We start from the raw sequence: 20,222 nt of genomic DNA on the forward strand, positions 1-20,222 counted from the left end.
AAAAAGTTTGGATTAAAGTAAAAAGCTTGTTAAAAACGCAAACTTAATCTATTTCTTCGTAATCAACATAATCCCCAACTTTTTTGGTTTCGCGTGGATTCTTGGCATTTGCAGTATTGTATATCACTTCTTCTTTGGTTTGTGATTTTTGCCAAGTATTTTGTTGTTGTTTTTGATGTTGCTGTTGCATATTTTGGCCTGCTTTTTCCACTACTTTCTTAACTAGTAAAGGCAAAAACAATTTTGCTAAAAAGCGGAAAATATAGTAGAAAGCAATCATGTAAAAAATTGCTTTTATAAAACCAGTAAATGAAGCTGTTTGCATAAATATATTTTTTTTTCAAAATTAAGAAATCAAACGGTCAAAAGTAAGTTATCATTCTTAAATAAATAATAAAATATAGTACATTTGAAAAGCGTTATTACTTTTTAACCCAAAAATGATATGTCTATAATCAAAACTACACTTCTTGCAGCTATTTTCTTAATTCCAATGTGGCATTATGGACAACATACGGATCAAATAAACTCCAACAGACCTGGAGAAACAATGTCTGCTTTTGCAGTTGGAAAATCCGTATTTCAAATGGAGACCGGCATTTACGGAATTAAAGAAAAACACGAGTTACTAAATTATGAAAATAAGGGACTAGGGCTAGATGTGATGCTACGCTGGGGATTATTTTTTGAGCAATTAGAATTAATTGCTGATTTGCAGTACCAAAATCAACAACACCTGGAAAACTTTGTAATGGACCAACAATCAGGATTAAAAAAGACCGTTTTTGGAGCTAAATATTTGATATTCGATCCTTTCAAAAATTACGAGAAAAAAGTTAATCTTTACAGTTGGAAAGCCAATCGAGCTTTTGACTGGCACCAATTAATACCTGCCGTTTCTGTATTTGCAGGTGCTAATCTTACTATGTCTAACAATCCCTATTATTTTTCGCCAAAAGGAGAAATATCACCAAAAGTGATGTTGATTACACAAAACCATTTAGGCGATGGTAAATGGGTTTTTGTAACAAACATCATTGGTGATTACATAGGTACTGATTTTCCAAGTTATGGTTATGTACTAACTTTAACGAGAGGTTTTAACGATAAATGGTCTGGATTTATTGAAAATCAAGGTTTCAAAAGTGATTTTTATAGCGATGCAATTATTAGAGGTGGAGCTGCTTTTTTATTAAACAAAGACATGCAAATTGATGCTTCAATTAGTAACAGTTTAAAAAACACTCCTTCGATGCTTTATGGAGGCATAGGTTTCTCTTGGCGCTATGATGCAAATTACAAAGAGGTGAGAATGAAGATAAAATAAAGCGAACATAAAAAAAGCGCAAAACATAAAAAAAATAAACATAGAATTTCAAACAATAGTATGATTACAATACAAGAAGCGAAAACAAAAAGCGAATTAAAAGAATATATAAAATTTCCATTTAAGCTATATAAAAATAATAAAAACTGGGTTCCACCGCTAATTACTGACGAGCTAGAAGGTTTTGATAAGGAAAAAAATCCCGCTTTTGAAACTGCCGAAGCTTATTTTTATGTTGCTAAAAGAAATAACGAAATAGTTGGTAGAATTACTGCCATAATAAATTGGAGCGAAGTAAACGATCAGCAAAAAAAGAAAGTTCGTTTCGGGTGGTTTGATGTAATTGATGATATCGAAGTAACAAAGGCATTACTAGAAAAAGTATATGAACTGGGACGTAAACACAATTTAGAGTATGTAGAAGGTCCAATTGGTTTCTCTAATCTAGACAAAGTAGGCGTTTTGACGGAAGGATTTGAGGAGATAGGAAATATGATTACGTGGTATAATAATCCCTATTATGCAAACCATTTCGAAGAGTTGGGTTATGTTAAAGAAAAAGAATATATCGAAAGTAAATTCCCTTTTTCAAACGTAAAACCGGAGTTTTTTGAAAAAGCAAATGACTTGGTTAAAAGAAGATATTCTTTAAATCCACTCAATTTTAAAACAACAGCAGAAGTAATGCCTCACGTGGATAAAATGTTTGATTTATTCAACGCATCTTACGCATCATTATCCTCATTTGTGGCCATTTCTGATTCTCAGAAAGAATATTTCAAGAAAAAATACATCAGTTTTATCAATCCAGAATTTATAAAATTCGTGGAAGATAAAGATCATAATATTGTTGCGTTTAGCATTGTTATGCCATCTTTCACAGAAGCATTACAAAAAGCAAATGGGAAATTATTCCCGTTTGGTTTCCTACATTTACTTAAGGCAAAAAAGCACAGTAAAGATGTGATTTTCTATCTAATTGGTGTACTTCCCGAGTATCAGAACAAAGCAGTAACAGCTGTTATTTTCAAAGAATATTATGAAACTTTCAAGGAAAAAGGAATCGTAAATTGTTTTAGAACTCCCGAACTAGCGGATAATGCTGCAAGTATCAACTTATGGAAACATTTTAATACCGTTGTTCACAAAAGAAGATGTACTTATAGAAAAGACCTATAAATGAAGTACTCTTTGTGCTTTATAACAATTTAAAAAACAAAGCTGTAAATAGCGCTATTGATTTATAAAACAGTACTTAGTAATAAAAAATCATTTTTCTTCACTAAAAAAGTTTACATTTATCAAATGATAAAAAAAGCACTGATTTTCTTCCTTTTGATTTTTCCAGTGCTAAGTAATTCACAAGAATATGTGGATTTGATCAACGTAAGTTATGCCAAATCAGGTGAAACAAAATTCAGAAACAGTCCTGAAAAAACTACAGTTTCTATTTTTGACTCAAAAGTGCTTTTGCCCATAGTTTTAAATCCTAAAACAGCGATCATCACTGGGTTTGATTTTAATATTAAAAATCTTCAATTATTACCTAATGCTGAGTTCAGTGACTTGTATTATACTCGCTTAAAATTGGGTGTCAATACAGAGCATTCGGATAAATGGACGGGATCGTATGCATTACTTCCTGTGATATCATCAGACTATAAAAAATTGAGTTTTGATGATGTTTATATGGGCGGAATAGCGATCTTGACCTATAAGAAAAACAAAAGCTTAAATTATAAATTTGGAGTTTATACAGGAACGGAAGCTTCAGGATATTTTATTACTGCATTACTAGGTATGTATTATAAAATTCCAAATTCTGATTTTGAAATTACTGCATTAATGCCTGGAATTCTTGATGTGAATTATGGTATTTCAAGTAGCACTAAAGTAGGGATTGATTATAAAGGGAGTTCTGAAGCCTTTAAATTTCATGATGAAAATATACTTAAGACGTACGTAGAAAATAGCACTTTAGAGTTTTCATCATATATTGAAAACAATTCATTAACTAAAAACTTACTTCTTCGTTTAAAAGCTGGTCTGGCGACAAATAGATATGATGTTTACGCTGTAGACGACAAATTTGATTTAAATATAACACCATTTAAAATTGGAGACGATAGAACGAAACTTAACGAAAAAATGAATAGTAGTGCGTTCTTTAGATTTGAAGCGATATACCGTTTCAACATTCCTTCGAAGTAAAAGAAGATAAGGGTTTACCAGTTATGGATATTGATACTTTTACTTATTAAAATACTTTCTACGTAAAATAAGTGTATTGTAATCCCATAAAAATACCCCCAAAAAGCTTATCACTTTTTGGGGGTATAATTCAAACATAAACTTACAAGATCATTTTAGATTGAAAATTGAGCTTTGTAACCTCAACATTCAACTTCGTTGTATCCCGTACTTCAAAACCTCGTTCCTTATTTAACGTCCATTAATTCAACATCAAAAATCAAAGTAGCGTTTGGCGGAATTGCTCCTCCAGCTCCACGAGATCCGTATCCTAAATGTGATGGAATTACAAAACGTGCTTTATCACCTACTTTCAGCAAAGCAATACCTTCGTCCCATCCTTCAATAACTTGACCTTGACCTAATCTGAAATCGATTGGTTTTTTTCTTGGATAAGAAGAATCAAAAACTTTACCGTTTTCTAATGATCCTTCATAGTGAACTGAAACCGTTTTACCGTTTTCCGCTTGTTTACCTTCACCCCTTTGAATGAATTGGTAACGCAAACCACTTTCTGTTTTCTCAAAACCAGCAGCTAATTTTTCCATTGCCGCTTCTGCTTCTGCTTTCAAAGCGATATCACGTTTGTTACGCGCTCCTTTGAAAGTGATAAAAGCTTCAATTGCATTCCAGTTTTCAGCTTCTTCACCTACTCTCACGATTTCAATTGACTCTAAAGCATCTCCCTGATCAACAGCATCAACAACATCTTGCCCTTCAACAACATGACCAAAAACAGTATGTTTGTTATCTAACCAATCCGTTGGAATATGAGTGATATAAAACTGTGAACCGTTTGTTCCAGGTCCTGAGTTAGCCATTGCTAAAACTCCTGGACGATTGTGTTTTAAACTTGGGTGAAATTCATCATCAAATTTATAACCTGGATCTCCAGTTCCTGTTCCTTGTGGACAACCACCTTGAATCATAAAATCAGGAATTACTCTATGAAATTTTAATCCATCGTAAAATTTAACTCCTTGTGGTTTTACTTTATTCTCTAATTTTCCTTCAGCTAATCCTACGAAATTCCCTACTGTTCCAGGAGTCAAATCATGTGTCAATTTTACTAAAACAGCCCCTTTTGTGGTGTTGAATTTAGCATATATTCCATTTTCCATTTCTGTATAATTTTTATTGAAATGCAAATTTACGAATTTAATTATAGAATTACCAATAGTTAACTTTTACGACTAATTCTCCTATCTAGAAGAAAGCAATAGGAGATTACAACAATTATAAAAAAAACAGTTTTATCGTTTTTTTTGATTCTAATTTATAAGTCATATTAAACGTTAACCGCGTTAATGTTCTTAATACTCATATAGAATTCTACTTACGAATCTTTTCAACAATTTTATGAAATTAATACTCCAAAAAATAGAGAATTGATTAAAAAAGCAACTTAACAAAAACCATAATCGAACATTTTTAATAATTATTTCAATATTGCAAAAACTTAATTACTTTAGTGCCACAAAACATTTCACAATCAAAAACTAACAAACCAAGATTACATGAAACATTTTCTACTTATCTGCCTTTTATTTTGCGGAATTGTTAATGCACAGCAAAAGCCAACCTTAGAATATTATTTACCAGAGAATGACACTTACAACAAAAACATACCTACACCCAAAAGTATATTCCATTTTGAATTAGGTGAAATGCACACCGATCATACGCAAGTGGCACATTACATGAATGAAGTAGCAAAGGCTTCTAACAGAATTTTTATTGAAACTACCGGCTATACTTACGAAAACAAACCACTACAGTTATTAACGATTTCGAGTCCAAAAAATTTAGCAAACCTAGACGAAATTCTTAAAAGACATCAAGCAGTCACAGACGCTGGAGCTAATAACAAGGACGTTTCTGATATGCCTATTGTTGTATATTTAGGCTATTCCATTCATGGAAATGAATCTAGCGGAACAGGCGCAGCCATTGCGTTAGCTTATTATTTAGCCGCCTCAGAAAGTCCAGAACTTGAAAAAACATTAGAAAAAACAATCATATTATTAGATCCTTGTTTTAATCCTGACGGATTGCAACGTTTTTCTACTTGGGTTAATAGCAATAAAAGTACAAATTTAGTAACTGATCCTAACGATAGAGAGTTTAACGAAATGTGGCCTCGTGGACGATTTAATCATTATTGGTTTGATATGAATAGAGATTGGCTACCTGTACAACTTCCAGAAAGTCAAGCAAGAATTAGATCCTTTAGAAAATGGCAACCCAATTTATTATGCGATTTTCATGAAATGGGAACCAACTCAACTTACTTTTTCCAGCCGGGAGAACCAAGTCGAACCAATCCGTTGACCCCAGAATTAAATCAAATTCTAACGCACAAAATTGCTGGTTATCATGCTAGAGCATTAGACAAAATAGGGAGTTCGTATTTTATAGAGAAAAATTACGATGATTTTTATTATGGAAAAGGCTCCTCCTATCCTGATATTAACGGGTCAATAGGAATTTTGTTTGAGCAAGCGAGCTCAAGAGGTCACGCACAGGAAAGCGCTAACGGAATTTTAACTTTCCCTTTTACAATTAGAAACCAGTTCACAACCAGCTTATCTTCTATAAAAGCCTCTTATGAAATGCGCAAAGAACTATTAGAATATCAAAGAGATTTTTACGTAAAAGCAAAAAGTGATAGCAAAAAAAGTAAAACAAAGGCTTATATCTTTGGTGACGAAAAGGATGCAACTAGGGTAAATGAGTTAGCAAAAATATTAGATCAGCACAAAATTGAAATGCTGAAATTGAAAGAAGATATAACATTTAATAAGAAGAAATTTGATAAAAACGTAAGCTATATTATTCCTGTAGAGCAAAAAAACACAAAGCTAATCAATGCGATTTTTGATAGAGAAACTAAGTTTAAAGACAGTTTGTTTTATGATATTTCTACTTGGAGTTTTGACCTAGCTTTCAATTTGAATTTTGAAGGAATAAATTCTCTTGCTCAAGCAGGCGAAAAGTATGAGCCGCTTAAAAAAAATGGATTAGTTACTAAAAAAAGTGATATTGGCTACTTAATCGAATGGACAGATTACGAGTCTCCTAAACTTTTAAACCTAATTTTTTCTAAAAACTTACGAGTTAGAACGACTAAACAGCCTTTTATCTCTGCTGGTAAAACCTATTCGTATGGAAGTCTTTTCATTCCCGTTCAAAACCAACAAATAGATTCTGATGCGATATTCAACTATTTAAATACAATAATTACAGATTACTCGATCGAAATCGCTGCAGTAGAGACAGGATTCACGGAAGGTATTAATTTAGGAAATCCAAATTTTATAACTCTTTCTCAACCAAAAGTGGCGATGATAGTAGGACAAGGTGTAGATGCATCTGACGCAGGAGAAATTTGGCACTTATTTGATCAAAAAGCCGCAATGCCTTTGACTAAGTTAAATATAGATCAGTTGCAAAACAGCGATCTTAATAGATATACTACTTTAATTCTTCCCAATGGAAATTATTCTGGAATCTCTGCCAAAGTAGTTTCTAAAATTGAACAATGGACACAAAATGGAGGAACTCTTATTGCTTATCAAGATGCTATAAAATGGTTAAATGACGCGAAGTTTATAGACTTAACTTTTAAAACAGTAAAAAGTGAAGCTAAAAAAGTTTCTTTCGAACAAGCTTATGATTATAGAGGTGCGCAACTTATTTCCGGAGCAATATTTGAAACTAAATTAGATTTGTCACATCCTATTAATTTTGGTATGCCTAGAAATACAATGCCTATTTTTAGAAATACATCGATAATTATAGAGCCAAACAAAAACAGCTTCAATAACCCTATCCAATACACGAAAAATCCATTGATCAGTGGATATGTTTCCAAGCAAAATTTAGAATTATTAAAAGAAAGCGTACCTTTTCAATCGATAAAAAAAGGGGATGGAAAAATTATTGTTTTTACGGACAACACTAATTTCAGAGCATTCTGGCTTGGTACAGAAAAATTATTATGGAACGCTATATTTTTCAGTAATTTAATGTAACTAATCTTGTTACTATTTAAAGTAATCAGTTCTTATAAAACTTTTTAAAAATCAAAAAAAATTCCTGCTTCATAAATACTTGCAGGACTTTTTCATACTTACAAAATTGATTGATTAATAAAACGATAAAAACTGACGATAAAAACATTGTACCTTTGACCTCTCAAAACTTACAAATAAATTATGCGCATTGATATTGTTACACTTTTACCAGAATTATTACGAAGTCCATTTGAGGCTTCTATTATGAAACGTGCTATCGATAAAGGATTAGTAGAAGTTCATTTCCATAATTTACGTGATTACACGACTAACAAACAAAAGAGTGTCGATGATTATCCTTACGGTGGTGGCGCTGGAATGGTAATGACAGTACAACCTATTGATGATTGTATTTCGCATTTGAAAAGCGAAAGAGATTATGACGAAATCATATATATGTCGCCTGATGGGGAAACACTAAATCAGAAAATGGCAAATACAATGTCAATGCATGAGAATATCATTATTCTTTGCGGACATTATAAAGGAGTAGATCAGCGTGTGCGAGATCATTTTATTACTAAGGAAATTTCTATAGGAGACTACGTTTTATCTGGTGGAGAATTAGGTGCATTAGTATTATCAGATGCCTTAATCCGATTAATTCCAGGAGTTTTGAGTGATGAAACATCAGCATTGACAGATAGTTTTCAAGATGGATTATTGTCTGGACCTATATATACAAGACCAGCTGATTATAAAGGATGGAAAGTTCCAGAAGTTTTGACCAGTGGGAATTTTGCCAAAATAGACAAATGGCGTGAAGACACAGCATACGAACATACTAAAAACAGAAGACCTGATTTATTAGAGTAATTTAAAAGTGGGGAGTATTTAGTGTTAAGTTTTAATTTGTTTTTAATAACAGTTTCAGTGACAGCTATAAGACGATATTTTTAGTTTCTATTTTTAAATTTGTGAACCCACATATATTTAAAAAAACCATAGGTGAATACTAAAAAATAAACCTTGTAAATTAAAACAATAGTTCTATATTTGCACCCAAATTTAGATCAACCTCTGGCGAGATCCGCGAATGTTGATTTGATAAAACCATAATTAAAGATATCATGGCAGATTTAATGAAATTCGTTCAAGACGAATTAGTAGCAAAAAAAGATTTCCCAGTTTTTGCAGCTGGAGACACTATCACTGTTTACTACGAAATTAGAGAGGGTGAAAAAACTAGAACACAGTTTTTTAAAGGAGTTGTTATTCAAAGAAGAGGTTCTGCTAATACAGAAACTTTTACAATTCGTAAAATGTCAGGTGCAATTGGAGTTGAGCGTATCTTCCCAGTAAACTTGCCTGCTTTACAAAAAGTTGAAATCAACAAAAAAGGTGCAGTTCGTAGAGCTAGAATTTTCTATTTCAGAGAACTTACCGGTAAAAAAGCTAAGATTAAAGACAAAAGAAGATAGTTTACTATCTCTTTACCATAAAAATCCCATCCTGAACCATCAGGTTTGGGATTTTTTTTTGCCCATCTTTAAAATAAAACCAAAAAAAACTTATTTTATCTCCAAAAAATAAGAAAAAATCATTTTACAACTACCAACATAATAATCTCATAATTCCCATATTTCTGCATGAAACTTAAGCTAATTTCAGTCTGATTTTCATATATTTGCTTCGCCAAATTTTAGGCAAAATATACATTTCACATCCTAATTATTAAGGATACGATTATAAAATAAAAAAAATGACACAAAAATCAAAGATTGTTTACACCTTGACTGATGAGGCGCCTTTGTTAGCGACTTATTCTTTTTTACCAATTGTACAAGCATTTACCGCTACAGCAGGAATCGAAATAGAAACCGAAGACATTTCATTAGCGGCAAGAATTTTATCAAACTTCTCAGATTTTTTGGATGCTGACCAAAAAGTAAAAGATTCCTTAGCCGAACTTGGTAAACTAGCTACTTCGCCAGAAGCAAATATCATTAAGTTACCAAATGTTTCGGCCTCAGTTCCTCAACTAAAAGGAGCCATTGCTGAATTACAAGCTCATGGTTATAAAATCCCAAATTTCCCTGAAGATCCTCAAAATGATGCAGAAAAAGAAATTAAAGCTAAATATTCTAAAGTTTTAGGTTCTGCCGTAAACCCAGTTTTACGTGAAGGAAACTCAGACCGTAGAGCTCCAAAAGCAGTAAAAAACTATGCTAAAGTAAACCCACACTCTATGGGTGCTTGGTCAGCTGATTCTAAAACTGAAGTTGCTTCAATGGAAAATGGTGATTTTTACGGAAGTGAAATATCATTAACTACTGCAGAAGCTACTGATGTAAAAATCGAATTTATTGCTGAAGATGGAACAACTACTGTTTTAAAAGCAAGTACTCCATTAAAAAAAGGAGAAATTATCGATAGCTCGGTAATGCATTTAAATGCTTTAAAAACTTTTGTCGCTAAAGCAATTGAAAAAGCTAAAAAAGAAAACATATTGCTTTCTGTACACTTGAAAGCGACGATGATGAAAATATCTGATCCTATTATTTTCTCCGCTATTGTAGAAGTTTACTTTGCAGCTGTTTTCGAAAAATACGCTGCCTTATTTGACGAATTAAACATTGATACCAGAAATGGTTTAGGTGATGTTTATGCAAAAATAGCAGGTAATGCAAAACAAGCTGAAGTAGAAGCTGCCATCAATCAAGCAATTGAAAACGGACCTGCCTTAGCCATGGTTAATTCTGATAAAGGAATTACAAACCTTCATGTTCCTTCGGATGTTATTGTAGATGCTTCGATGCCAGCTATGATTCGTACTTCAGGAAAAATGTACAACAAAGAAGGCAAATTAGAAGATACTATTGCTATTATTCCAGATCGCTGTTATGCTGGTGTATATGAAGCTACAATTGATTTCTGTAAAAAGAATGGCGCTTTTGACCCAACAACAATGGGAAGTGTTCCAAACGTAGGCTTGATGGCACAAAAAGCTGAAGAATATGGTTCTCATGATAAAACTTTCCAAATGACTGCAAACGGAATTGTTCGCGTAGTGGATACAAATGGAACTGTTTTAATGGAACAAGCAGTAGAAGCAAAAGACATTTTCAGAATGTGTCAGGCTAAAGATGCTCCTATTCAAGACTGGGTAAAACTTGCTGTCAACAGAGCGCGTTTATCTAGTACTCCAGCCATTTTCTGGTTAGACGAAAATAGAGCACATGACCGTCAAATTATTGAAAAAGTAAAAACATACTTAAAAGATTACGATACAACTGGTTTAGACATCAGAATCTTAAATCCTATTGAAGCTACTAATTTCACATTAGAAAGAACAAAAGCTGGATTAGACACTATTTCTGTAACTGGAAATGTATTGCGTGATTATCTTACCGATTTATTCCCTATTTTAGAATTAGGAACTTCAGCAAAAATGTTATCTATCGTTCCGTTGATGAATGGTGGTGGATTATTTGAAACTGGTGCAGGTGGATCAGCTCCAAAACACGTTGAGCAATTTACTCAAGAAGGATACTTACGTTGGGATTCTCTTGGAGAATTCTTAGCATTAGGAGCTTCTTTAGAACATTTAGGACAATCTTTGAACAATTCAAAAGCGATCGTTTTATCTGAAACGTTAGATCAAGCAAATGATGCTTTCTTGAAAAATGATAAATCTCCAGCTAGAAAATTAGGACAAATCGACAACCGTGGTTCTCATTTCTATTTAGCAATGTATTGGGCTGAAGCGCTTGCTGCTCAAAAAAATGATGCAGAATTAAAAGCAACCTTTACGCCTATCGCAGCAGCATTTGAAACTAACGAAGCTAAAATCAATGCCGAATTAATTGCAGCACAAGGAAAACCTCAAGCACTTGGTGGTTATTACCAACTAACTCCTGAGTTAGTAAGCCAAGCAATGCGTCCTAGCGAAACATTTAATAGCATTTTAGCTAAAATAGCATAAATCTATTTTTAGAATGATACAAAAGGCAACTGGAAACGGTTGTCTTTTTTTTTACAATACAAGCATACATTAACAATTGTTAAACAAAAAATAACGCTATTTTTATTGTAATTTGCCACTCAAAATCCAAGAAATGTTTATAAAGAAACACGTACTACTTTTTGTTATAATTTTATTTGCTACAACTGCTTTCGCCCAAGAGAAATTCACTATTAGTGGAACTATTATGGATGCGAATACTAATGAAACCTTAATAGGCGTAAACATCATTATTCCACAATTAAAAACAGGAGTTACAACTAACGAATATGGCTTTTATTCGATAACAGTGCCTCAAGGAATGCATACTATTCAAGTTTCTTCTTTGGGATATATTACGGTAGAAGAAGCAATTAGTTTGAATACAAATAGCAAGAAAAACTTCAACCTTTACAGTAACGAAACTGCCCTTAAAGAAGTTATTGTAAGCGGAAACAACACAAAAATAGACATCAAGAAACCAGAAATGAGTGTTAACAAACTCTCTATTTCTGCTATAAAAAAAATGCCCGTTGTTCTAGGTGAAGTTGATATTATAAAATCACTTTTGCTACTTCCTGGAGTTACTAATGCTGGCGAAGGTGCTTCTGGTTTTAATGTACGCGGTGGTGGCGCGGATCAAAATTTAATATTACTAGACGAAGCTACTATTTTTAATTCTTCTCATGTTTTCGGTTTCTTCTCGGTATTTAATCCAGATGCTATCAAAGATTTAAAGTTGTACAAAGGGGGAATTCCAGCACGCTACGGAGGAAGAGCTTCTTCTGTTTTGGACATTTACCAAAAAGATGGGAGCAGTAAAGGTTTTCATGTCAATGGAGGAATAGGATTAATATCGAGTAGAATTCTGGCCGAAGGACCAATAGTTAAAGATAGAGGCTCTTTCTTAATAGGAGGTAGAAGTTCCTACGCCCATTTATTCTTAAAACTGTCTGAAAAACAAAAAAATAACGCTGCATATTTTTATGACTTAAACACTAAATTAAGTTATAAATTAAATCCTAACAACAATTTATATTTATCCAGTTATTTTGGTAGAGATGTATTTTCGTTAAACAAAAGCTTTACTAATATTTATGGAAATTCTACTTTAAACTTGCGATGGAATCACTTATTCTCTGATAAATTGTTCTCGAATTTATCGCTGATTTACAGCGATTATTATTACGGATTGGATTTAGATTTTGTTGGTTTCAAATGGGATTCTGGTATAAAAAACTACAATATCAAGTACGATTTCAAAAATTACATTTCCGATAAATTCAAATTAAACTATGGTGCAAATGGAATTTATTACCAATTCAATCCAGGAACTATAAAGCCCTCTAACGAAAATTCAGGAATCAACTTTGATCAATTAGATAAGAAATACGCATTTGAACCCGCATTATATCTAAATGCTGATCACGAAATTTCTGATAAAATATCAGTTTCCTACGGTCTGCGTTACAGTTTATTCTACCGTTTGGGGCAATCAACTGTAAATATTTATGAAAATAACAATCCGGTAACTTTTAATCCTGATTTACAGATTTATGAAAAAGCAACTCCAATAGGAACAAAATACTACGAAAAAAACAAAGCTATAAAATCCTATAACAACTTCGAACCTCGTTTTTCTTTTGCGTACCAACTCAATGATGATCAATCAATAAAAACGAGTTATAACAGAATGGTTCAGTATTTACAGTTGATTTCAAATACGTCATCACCTACTCCACTTGATATCTGGACGCCTAGTGACAATTTTATAAAACCACAAATCGCTGACCAAGTGGCCCTGGGTTATTTCAGAAACTTTAAAGACGGTGATTATTCATTGGAAGTTGAAACCTACTATAAGAAAGTAAAAAACAGATTGGATTATATTGACGGAGCAAATTTAATTGCAAATAAAGCAATTGAGCAAGTCGTATTAAATGGTCAATTACGCTCTTACGGATTAGAACTAATGTTCAAGAAAAATGAAGGTCGATTAAATGGTTGGATTTCCTATACACTATCAAAATCCGAACAACAAACTCCTGGAAGAACAGCTGCTGAGACAGGAATTAACAATGGCGCTTGGTACAATTCAGTTTATGACAAAACGCACAATCTCGCTATTACAAGTGCTTATAATCTTAATGAAAAATGGTCTTTTGGAGCAAATTTTGCCCTGCAAACTGGTCAACCAGCTACTTTTCCAAATGGCAGGTACGAATACCTAGGTATTGCAGTTCCTAGTTATGGATTGCGAAATGAAAATAGACTTCCAGCCTATCATCACTTAGATATTTCTGCAACGCTAACACCAACAAAAAATGCGAGTAGAAAATGGAAAGGTGAATGGGTTTTTAGCATTTACAACTTGTACAATCGCAAAAATGCCGCTTCTATCAATTTCAGACAAAATGCAGATTCTGGAAATAACGAAGCCATAAAAACTTCTATTTTCGGAATAGTTCCAGCAGTTAGTTATAACTTCAAACTTTAAGTACAGTAGCTCTAAAAAGGGTGAACAAAAAAATAAATATCATGAAAAAATTAACATTATACATAGTACTTTTTTTGGCTATTATATCAAGTAGCTGCGAAGATGTAATTGCCTTAGATTTGAATACTGCTCCACCTAAACTAGTTGTTACTGCAGCTATCAATTGGAAAAAAGGAACATCTGGCAAACAACAAAAAGTGACTTTAACGACAACTACTGGTTTTTACAGCACGGAAATCCCACGAGTTTCTCAAGCAACCGTTACAATTAAAAATAGCAATAATGTAGTGTTTAACTTCGTAGAATCTGCTGTTAAGGGTGAATATATTTGCAATAATTTTATTCCAGTTTTAGATGAAACGTATACATTGACCGTTATTAGCAAAGGGGCTACTTACACAGCAACAGAGACCCTTAAACCAGTTCCTCCTATAACAGAAATCATTCAGAACGATAAAGGCGGCTTTACTGGAGACCAGATTGAAATCAAAACATTTTACATGGATCCTGCAAACGAAACCAATTATTACCTTTATAAATACGCATATTCCAACCAAATAAAATCAAATTTTTATGTGGATTACGATGAATTTTTCAACGGAAATAAATTTTTTAGTATTTCCCAAAATGATGAATTAAAAATAGGCGATAAAATTGAAGTTACCCATTACGGCATTTCAAAACCGTACTACAATTATATGAATATTTTAGTTACTATTTCAAGCAACAGCGGCGGAAGCCCTTTTCAGTCGCCACCAGCTACCGTAAAAGGAAATATTATCAACACTACAAATACTGCTGATTTCCCATTGGGCTATTTCTCGTTAAGCGAAGTCGATGTGAAAAATTACACTATACAATAATCAGTGTAAGTTTAAGGAGCAAATCCGGATTTCCATTTCAAGTTCTCTTGCCAAAAAAGTTTTTATCTATTGTCCTTGCAAGAGCTTGCTCTGGTCGCTTTGGAAGAACAAGAAAAAATACTTTTTCACTGCGAGAAGCTTTTCATTGCAATCCGGGCTAGGCGTATTGGTTTTCAGTTGCTATTTTTTTACCTAACTTTACAATCTACAAATCAAAAAATATTTATTTCTTATCTAGAAAATCTGAAATCTGAAATCTGAAATCAAAATTCTAAAATCTAAAATCTCAATGTCCTCACACCATATCGTACCCGACGACCAAGAACCTGCTTTAATCATTGCTAATGGTGCTGCATGCCATCCTGAACTGTTAGGACAATTATTAGAATGGTCTCCTTTAGTTATTGTATTAGACTCTGCGATGGAAAGAGTAATGGAATTAGACATAAAAGTTGATGTTCTCTTAGGAGATTTTGATCGTGGATTTAATCCAGAACAATATCAAACGTCACAATATCCTATTGAAATAATTCATACACCGGATCAAAACAAAACAGATTTAGAAAAGGCATTTGATTATTTAATAGATAGGAAAATCCCAGCTGTAAATGTTGTTTGGGCTACAGGAAAAAGAGCTGATCACACTATTACTAATATTACGAACATAACAAGATACCGCGAGACATTAAAAATTGTTATTCTCGATGACCATTCTAAAATTTTTTTATTACCTAAAAAATTTGAAAAATGGTACACCGCAAATACTCCTATTTCGTTAATTCCTGTCGGTCAAGTTACAGGAATACATTCTGAAAATTTGTTTTATCCATTACAAGATGACTCCTTAACTATAGGTTATAGAACCGGTAGTAGTAACCGAGTTACTAAAGATGGCATAGTAAAAATTCAACACGACAAAGGTGATTTATTGATGATGGAATGTATGGATTAGTATTGAAATCCTAATTAAAATTATCTTCTATATTGATAAAAAGAGAATACCTATCTTTGCATCGAAATATAGAAAATGAAAGCGAAAACCAATTCAGAAAAGACGAATTTACATCCACGAAATCTTGATAGATTTGGATACAATTTTGAACAATTAATTAATGTTTCTCCTGAACTACAACAATTTGTTGCAGTCAACCAGCACGACATTGACTCGAGCTATAGCGAACAGGCGAAGCAAACCATAGATTTTAGTAATCCTGAGGCTGTAAAAGAACTCAATAGGGCGTTGCTAATACACCATCACAACATTCAAGATTGGGATATTCCTCAAAACTATCTTTGCCCTCCAATTCCCGGAAGAGCTGATTACCTGCATTACATTGCTGATTTATTAGCCACAACGAATAATGGAATAATCCCTGAAGGCGAGCTCGTTCAAGGATTAGATATAGGTATAGGAGCAAATTGTATTTATCCTATTATTGGAAATTCCGCTTATGGCTGGAGTTTTGTTGGAACTGATATTGATGAAAATGCTCTTCAGAACTGTAAAAAAATAATAGCTAGTAATCCAAAACTTATGGATCCTATTAGTTTACAATTGCAAACCGAATCTCGTTTTATATTCAAAAATATAATTACCCCAGAAGACCGATTTGCTTTTACTATTTGCAATCCCCCATTTCATTCTTCTCAAGATGAAGCTACTAAAAGTTCGCTACGCAAAGTAAATAATCTAGAATCGAGAAACGTCATTACTAAAACCACTAAACCTGTTTTAAATTTTGGTGGACACAATGCTGAATTGTGGTGTGAAGGTGGTGAACTAGGATTTATCACTCAAATGGCTTACGAAAGTGCTAAATACCCAATGCAATGTTTATGGTTTACAACTTTGGTATCCAAAAAAGAAAACCTTTCGAGCATTTATAAAACCTTAAACAAGGTAAGTGCTGTCGAAATTAAAACAATTGATATGGCTCAAGGCCAAAAGACCAGTCGAATTGTCGCTTGGACATTTATGAGCCCAGCCCAACAAAAAGCGTGGAAATTTGAGTAATAAAAAATATCTCTTAGTCATAAGAAATTCATTTACATTACATTAAATATTAAATTCTTTATCATATCACGAAAAACAATATGATAAATTGTGATTACGTGAAAACCGGAACGAAAAAAGAATAATTCAACAATTAATACATGTTTAGTTAGAAAAAAGTAATTTTAACGTTATTTATGTAGTATTTTAGCACTCATAACCATAAATAACTAACTATGAAAAGATTTTTAATTATTCTAACCTTAATTTTCTCGGTCGTATTGACCGCGCAGGAAATTAAAATTTCTGGTGTAGTCACCGATGAATCGAAAGCCACTTTACCCGGTGTAACCATTATCGTTAAAGGTACAAAAAAGGGAACTACATCAGATAGTGATGGTAAGTACACAATGAGCGCAAATAATGGTGATGTTTTACAGTTTTCCTATGTAGGACTTGAAACTAAATCAGTTACTGTGCGAGGAGCCATCATAAATGTCACTTTAACAGGAAGTGGTGAAACTTTGCAAGATGTAGTGGTCATGGGAACTCGTAACCCTACACGTACAGTGACAGAATCTGCAGTACCTATTGATGTAATTGCAATGAAAGATATCGCATCGCAAGGACCACAAATTAACTTAACTCAAATTTTGAACATGGTTGCGCCTTCATTTACGTCTAACTCTACGACTGTAGCAGATGGAACGGATCATATTGACCCAGCGCAATTAAGAGGTTTAGGACCAGATCAAGTTTTAGTTTTGGTAAACGGAAAAAGAAGACATACTTCTTCTTTAGTAAATATAAATGGCTCCCCTGGTAGAGGATCGGTAGGAACAGATTTGAATGCTATTCCTTCTTTCGCTATCGAAAAAATCGAAGTTTTAAGAGATGGTGCCTCAGCACAATATGGATCTGATGCTATTGCTGGTGTAATTAACATTAATGTAAAGAAAAACACCAACAAATTAGATGTAAATCTTTTCTCGGGAGGAAACTTTTCTAAAGGAGCAAACGACCATTCTGGTGGAGTTGACGGTGGAAATTATCAATTAGATTTAAACTACGGAACAGGTCTTGGTAAAGAAAAAAGTTTCATCAATGCTACCGCAAGTTTCCAATTAAGAGATGCTACTAGCAGAGCGAAAGATGTAACTGGAACTTTATTTAATGCCTATAATGCAATAGAAGATAGGGCTGCAGCAGCAGGAACCAATATCAATGCTTTATTTGGTAACATTACAAATACGCCAAACGCAGCGCAAATATTAACTGCAATAAAAACATATTCTCCATCCGTAAGTTATTTTACAGCGGCACAGCAAACTGCAATCAGTGGAGCAACTACAATTGCACAAATGCAAACTGCTTTAAACTTTGATGCTACAGCAGGTGAATTAGCGTATAGAGGTTTAGAAAGAAAAGATTTTAATATGAAAGTTGGACAATCTTCTCTTAAAAGTGCTCAAGTATTTTTGAACGCTGCTTATCCTATAAATGATAAACTTGAAGCGTATGCTTTTGGAGGAACAAGCTATAGAGATGGTGAGGCCGCAGGTTTCTACAGAAGACCGAATCAATCAAGAGGGTATTCTGGATTGTATCCAAATGGTTTTTTACCTGAAATTCATACTACAATTAATGACGTTTCGATTGCTGCTGGTCTTAGAGGATTAATTTTTGAAAGCTGGAACTTTGATTTAAGCAATACTTTCGGAAAAAACTCAATAGATTACTCTATTGAAAATACGGTGAATTCATCAATGAGAGAAAATTCTCCAACGAAATTTGATTCAGGTGGTTTGGCTTTCGCCCAAAACACAACTAATTTTGACGTAAACCGTAAATTTGGAAATTTGAACGTTGCATTTGGTGCAGAGTATCGTCATGAAAATTTTACAATAAATGAAGGTGTGCCAGATTCATATAACTTGTATGACATTACAGGAGGTATTGTAACTGGAACGACACCAGCTAATATCAAAGTGACTGACTTTTATAACTCAGCAAGACCAGGTGGAGCACAAGTTTTCCCAGGATTTAGACCAGCAAATGCTGTTGACAAAGGTCGTAATAGTTATGCTTTATATACCGATTTAGAATACGATGTTACTGATAAATGGTTATTAAACGGAGCACTTCGTTTTGAAAACTATTCTGATTTTGGAAATACAACTAACTTTAAAGTAGCAACTCGTTATAAATTAACGGATAATATTAATTTACGTGGAGCGGTTTCGACAGGTTTTAGAGCACCTTCATTGCACCAAATCTACTTTAATTCAACAGCTACCCAATTCGTAGGTGGAGTACCGTTTGAAGTTGGAACATTTAGCAACGACTCACAACCTGCACAATTATTGGGAATTCCAAAATTAAAGCAAGAGGAATCTAAAAGTGCAAGTATCGGTTTTACTGCCAAAATTCCGTCGGCAAATCTTACTTTAACTGCCGATGCTTACATTGTACAAATTGATGATAGAGTCGTTCTTACAGATCAATTTTCAAGACCAGGAGGAAATCCAGCGCCAGGAACTGCAAATGCAAATTTAAATGCTTTGTTTGATACTGCTGGTGCAACTGCTGCTACTTTCTTTGCTAATGCTATTGACACGGAATCAAAAGGTATTGATGTTGTACTAAGCCATAAAACAAGCTTTGGGAACAACGTTTCTTTAAAATCAGATTTATCGGGAACATTCTCGAATACCTATAGAGTCGGTAATATTCACGCTTCTCCAATTTTAGAAGCTGCGGGTCAAGTGAACAGATACTATTCGGAAGCTAGTAGAGTATATTTACAAGAAGCAATTCCTAGAGTAAAAGCAAATTTGACAAATTCACTTTCTTATAAAAAATTCGATTTCTTCTTGAGAAACGTTTATTTTGGAAAAGTAACGGATCCTAACACAGCTGATGTAAATGGAGATGGAAGAGTTGAAGGAGCAATTATTAATGGTCAAGTGGTAGAAGTAGAACACCCAACTTGGGGAGCAAAAATAATCACTGATTTATCAGTTGGTTTCAAAGTTACACAGGCTGCTAAAATTGTAATTGGTGCTAATAATATTTTTGATATCTATCCAGATGAAAACTTAGGTACACAATCAGTAATTAGGCCAACATTAGTTGGTGGAGCTGTTGCTTACACTGCAGCGCCTTCAACTATTGATTTATCTAATGCTAATCAATTTGTGTATTCAAGAAATACTTCTCAATTTGGTATGAATGGACGATTCCTTTTTGCTAGATTAAGTTTTAGTTTCTAAG

At 33.4% G+C, this 20,222-nt stretch carries 14 protein-coding genes; 12 read left to right on the plus strand and 2 right to left on the minus strand.

Annotated elements, in window-relative coordinates; all coding sequences use genetic code 11:
- Positions 1-43 precede the first annotated feature (43 nt).
- A complete protein-coding gene (locus LNP27_RS13575) occupies positions 44-325 on the minus strand; it encodes a DUF4834 family protein (RefSeq protein WP_229942182.1) in 282 nt (93 codons plus the stop codon).
- Between the two features lie 120 nt (positions 326-445).
- On the opposite strand from LNP27_RS13575, the gene LNP27_RS13580 reads away from it, so the two are divergent.
- The 3 genes from LNP27_RS13580 (at position 446) to LNP27_RS13590 (ending at position 3,538) form a co-directional block, all read left to right on the plus strand.
- Complete coding sequence (locus LNP27_RS13580) at positions 446-1,327, plus strand: transporter (protein ID WP_229942183.1); 882 nt, start codon at positions 446-448, stop codon at positions 1,325-1,327.
- Positions 1,328-1,387: 60 nt separating this feature from the next.
- Positions 1,388-2,506: a GTP cyclohydrolase gene (locus LNP27_RS13585; protein ID WP_229942184.1), complete on the plus strand. Its 1,119-nt coding sequence runs from the start codon at positions 1,388-1,390 to the stop codon at positions 2,504-2,506.
- 126 nt (positions 2,507-2,632) lie between these two features.
- Positions 2,633-3,538 carry a DUF6268 family outer membrane beta-barrel protein gene (locus tag LNP27_RS13590; RefSeq protein WP_229942185.1) on the plus strand — a complete coding sequence of 302 codons (906 nt, stop codon included), beginning with the start codon at positions 2,633-2,635 and terminating at the stop codon, positions 3,536-3,538.
- A 227-nt stretch (positions 3,539-3,765) separates the two neighbouring features.
- Here the strand turns inward: LNP27_RS13590 and LNP27_RS13595 are convergent, their stop codons facing one another.
- Positions 3,766-4,698, minus strand: a complete 933-nt coding sequence (locus LNP27_RS13595) for a peptidylprolyl isomerase (protein WP_229942186.1) — start codon at positions 4,696-4,698, stop codon at positions 3,766-3,768.
- 396 nt (positions 4,699-5,094) lie between these two features.
- Here LNP27_RS13595 and LNP27_RS13600 point away from each other — a divergent pair, with 396 nt between their 5' ends.
- The 9 genes from LNP27_RS13600 to LNP27_RS13640 all read left to right on the plus strand — a co-directional run bounded on the left by LNP27_RS13600 (position 5,095) and on the right by LNP27_RS13640 (position 20,221).
- The gene (locus tag LNP27_RS13600) at positions 5,095-7,611 is read left to right on the plus strand and encodes a M14 family zinc carboxypeptidase (RefSeq protein ID WP_229942187.1); all 2,517 of its coding nucleotides are present in this window, start codon (positions 5,095-5,097) and stop codon (positions 7,609-7,611) included.
- Between the two features lie 183 nt (positions 7,612-7,794).
- Positions 7,795-8,469, plus strand: a complete 675-nt coding sequence (trmD, locus tag LNP27_RS13605) for a tRNA (guanosine(37)-N1)-methyltransferase TrmD (protein WP_229942188.1) — start codon at positions 7,795-7,797, stop codon at positions 8,467-8,469.
- 254 nt (positions 8,470-8,723) lie between these two features.
- Complete coding sequence (gene rplS, locus LNP27_RS13610) at positions 8,724-9,074, plus strand: 50S ribosomal protein L19 (protein WP_229942189.1); 351 nt, start codon at positions 8,724-8,726, stop codon at positions 9,072-9,074.
- Between the two features lie 281 nt (positions 9,075-9,355).
- A complete protein-coding gene (locus LNP27_RS13615) occupies positions 9,356-11,578 on the plus strand; it encodes an NADP-dependent isocitrate dehydrogenase (RefSeq protein WP_229942190.1) in 2,223 nt (740 codons plus the stop codon).
- A 133-nt stretch (positions 11,579-11,711) separates the two neighbouring features.
- Entirely contained in the window at positions 11,712-14,093 is a 2,382-nt protein-coding gene (locus LNP27_RS13620) for a TonB-dependent receptor (protein ID WP_229942191.1), read from the plus strand.
- A gap of 41 nt (positions 14,094-14,134) precedes the next feature.
- Entirely contained in the window at positions 14,135-14,956 is an 822-nt protein-coding gene (locus LNP27_RS13625) for a DUF4249 domain-containing protein (protein ID WP_229942192.1), read from the plus strand.
- A 289-nt stretch (positions 14,957-15,245) separates the two neighbouring features.
- Positions 15,246-15,908 (plus strand): thiamine diphosphokinase, encoded by a 663-nt coding sequence (locus LNP27_RS13630; RefSeq protein ID WP_229942193.1) that lies wholly within the window; start codon positions 15,246-15,248, stop codon positions 15,906-15,908.
- Positions 15,909-15,983: 75 nt separating this feature from the next.
- Positions 15,984-16,970: a 23S rRNA (adenine(1618)-N(6))-methyltransferase RlmF gene (gene rlmF / locus LNP27_RS13635; RefSeq protein ID WP_229942194.1), complete on the plus strand. Its 987-nt coding sequence runs from the start codon at positions 15,984-15,986 to the stop codon at positions 16,968-16,970.
- A gap of 215 nt (positions 16,971-17,185) precedes the next feature.
- Positions 17,186-20,221: a TonB-dependent receptor gene (locus LNP27_RS13640; RefSeq protein WP_229942195.1), complete on the plus strand. Its 3,036-nt coding sequence runs from the start codon at positions 17,186-17,188 to the stop codon at positions 20,219-20,221.
- Position 20,222 lies beyond the last annotated feature (1 nt).

The sequence above is a fragment of the Flavobacterium galactosidilyticum genome, from assembly GCF_020911945.1.
Lineage (GTDB): Bacteria > Bacteroidota > Bacteroidia > Flavobacteriales > Flavobacteriaceae > Flavobacterium > Flavobacterium galactosidilyticum.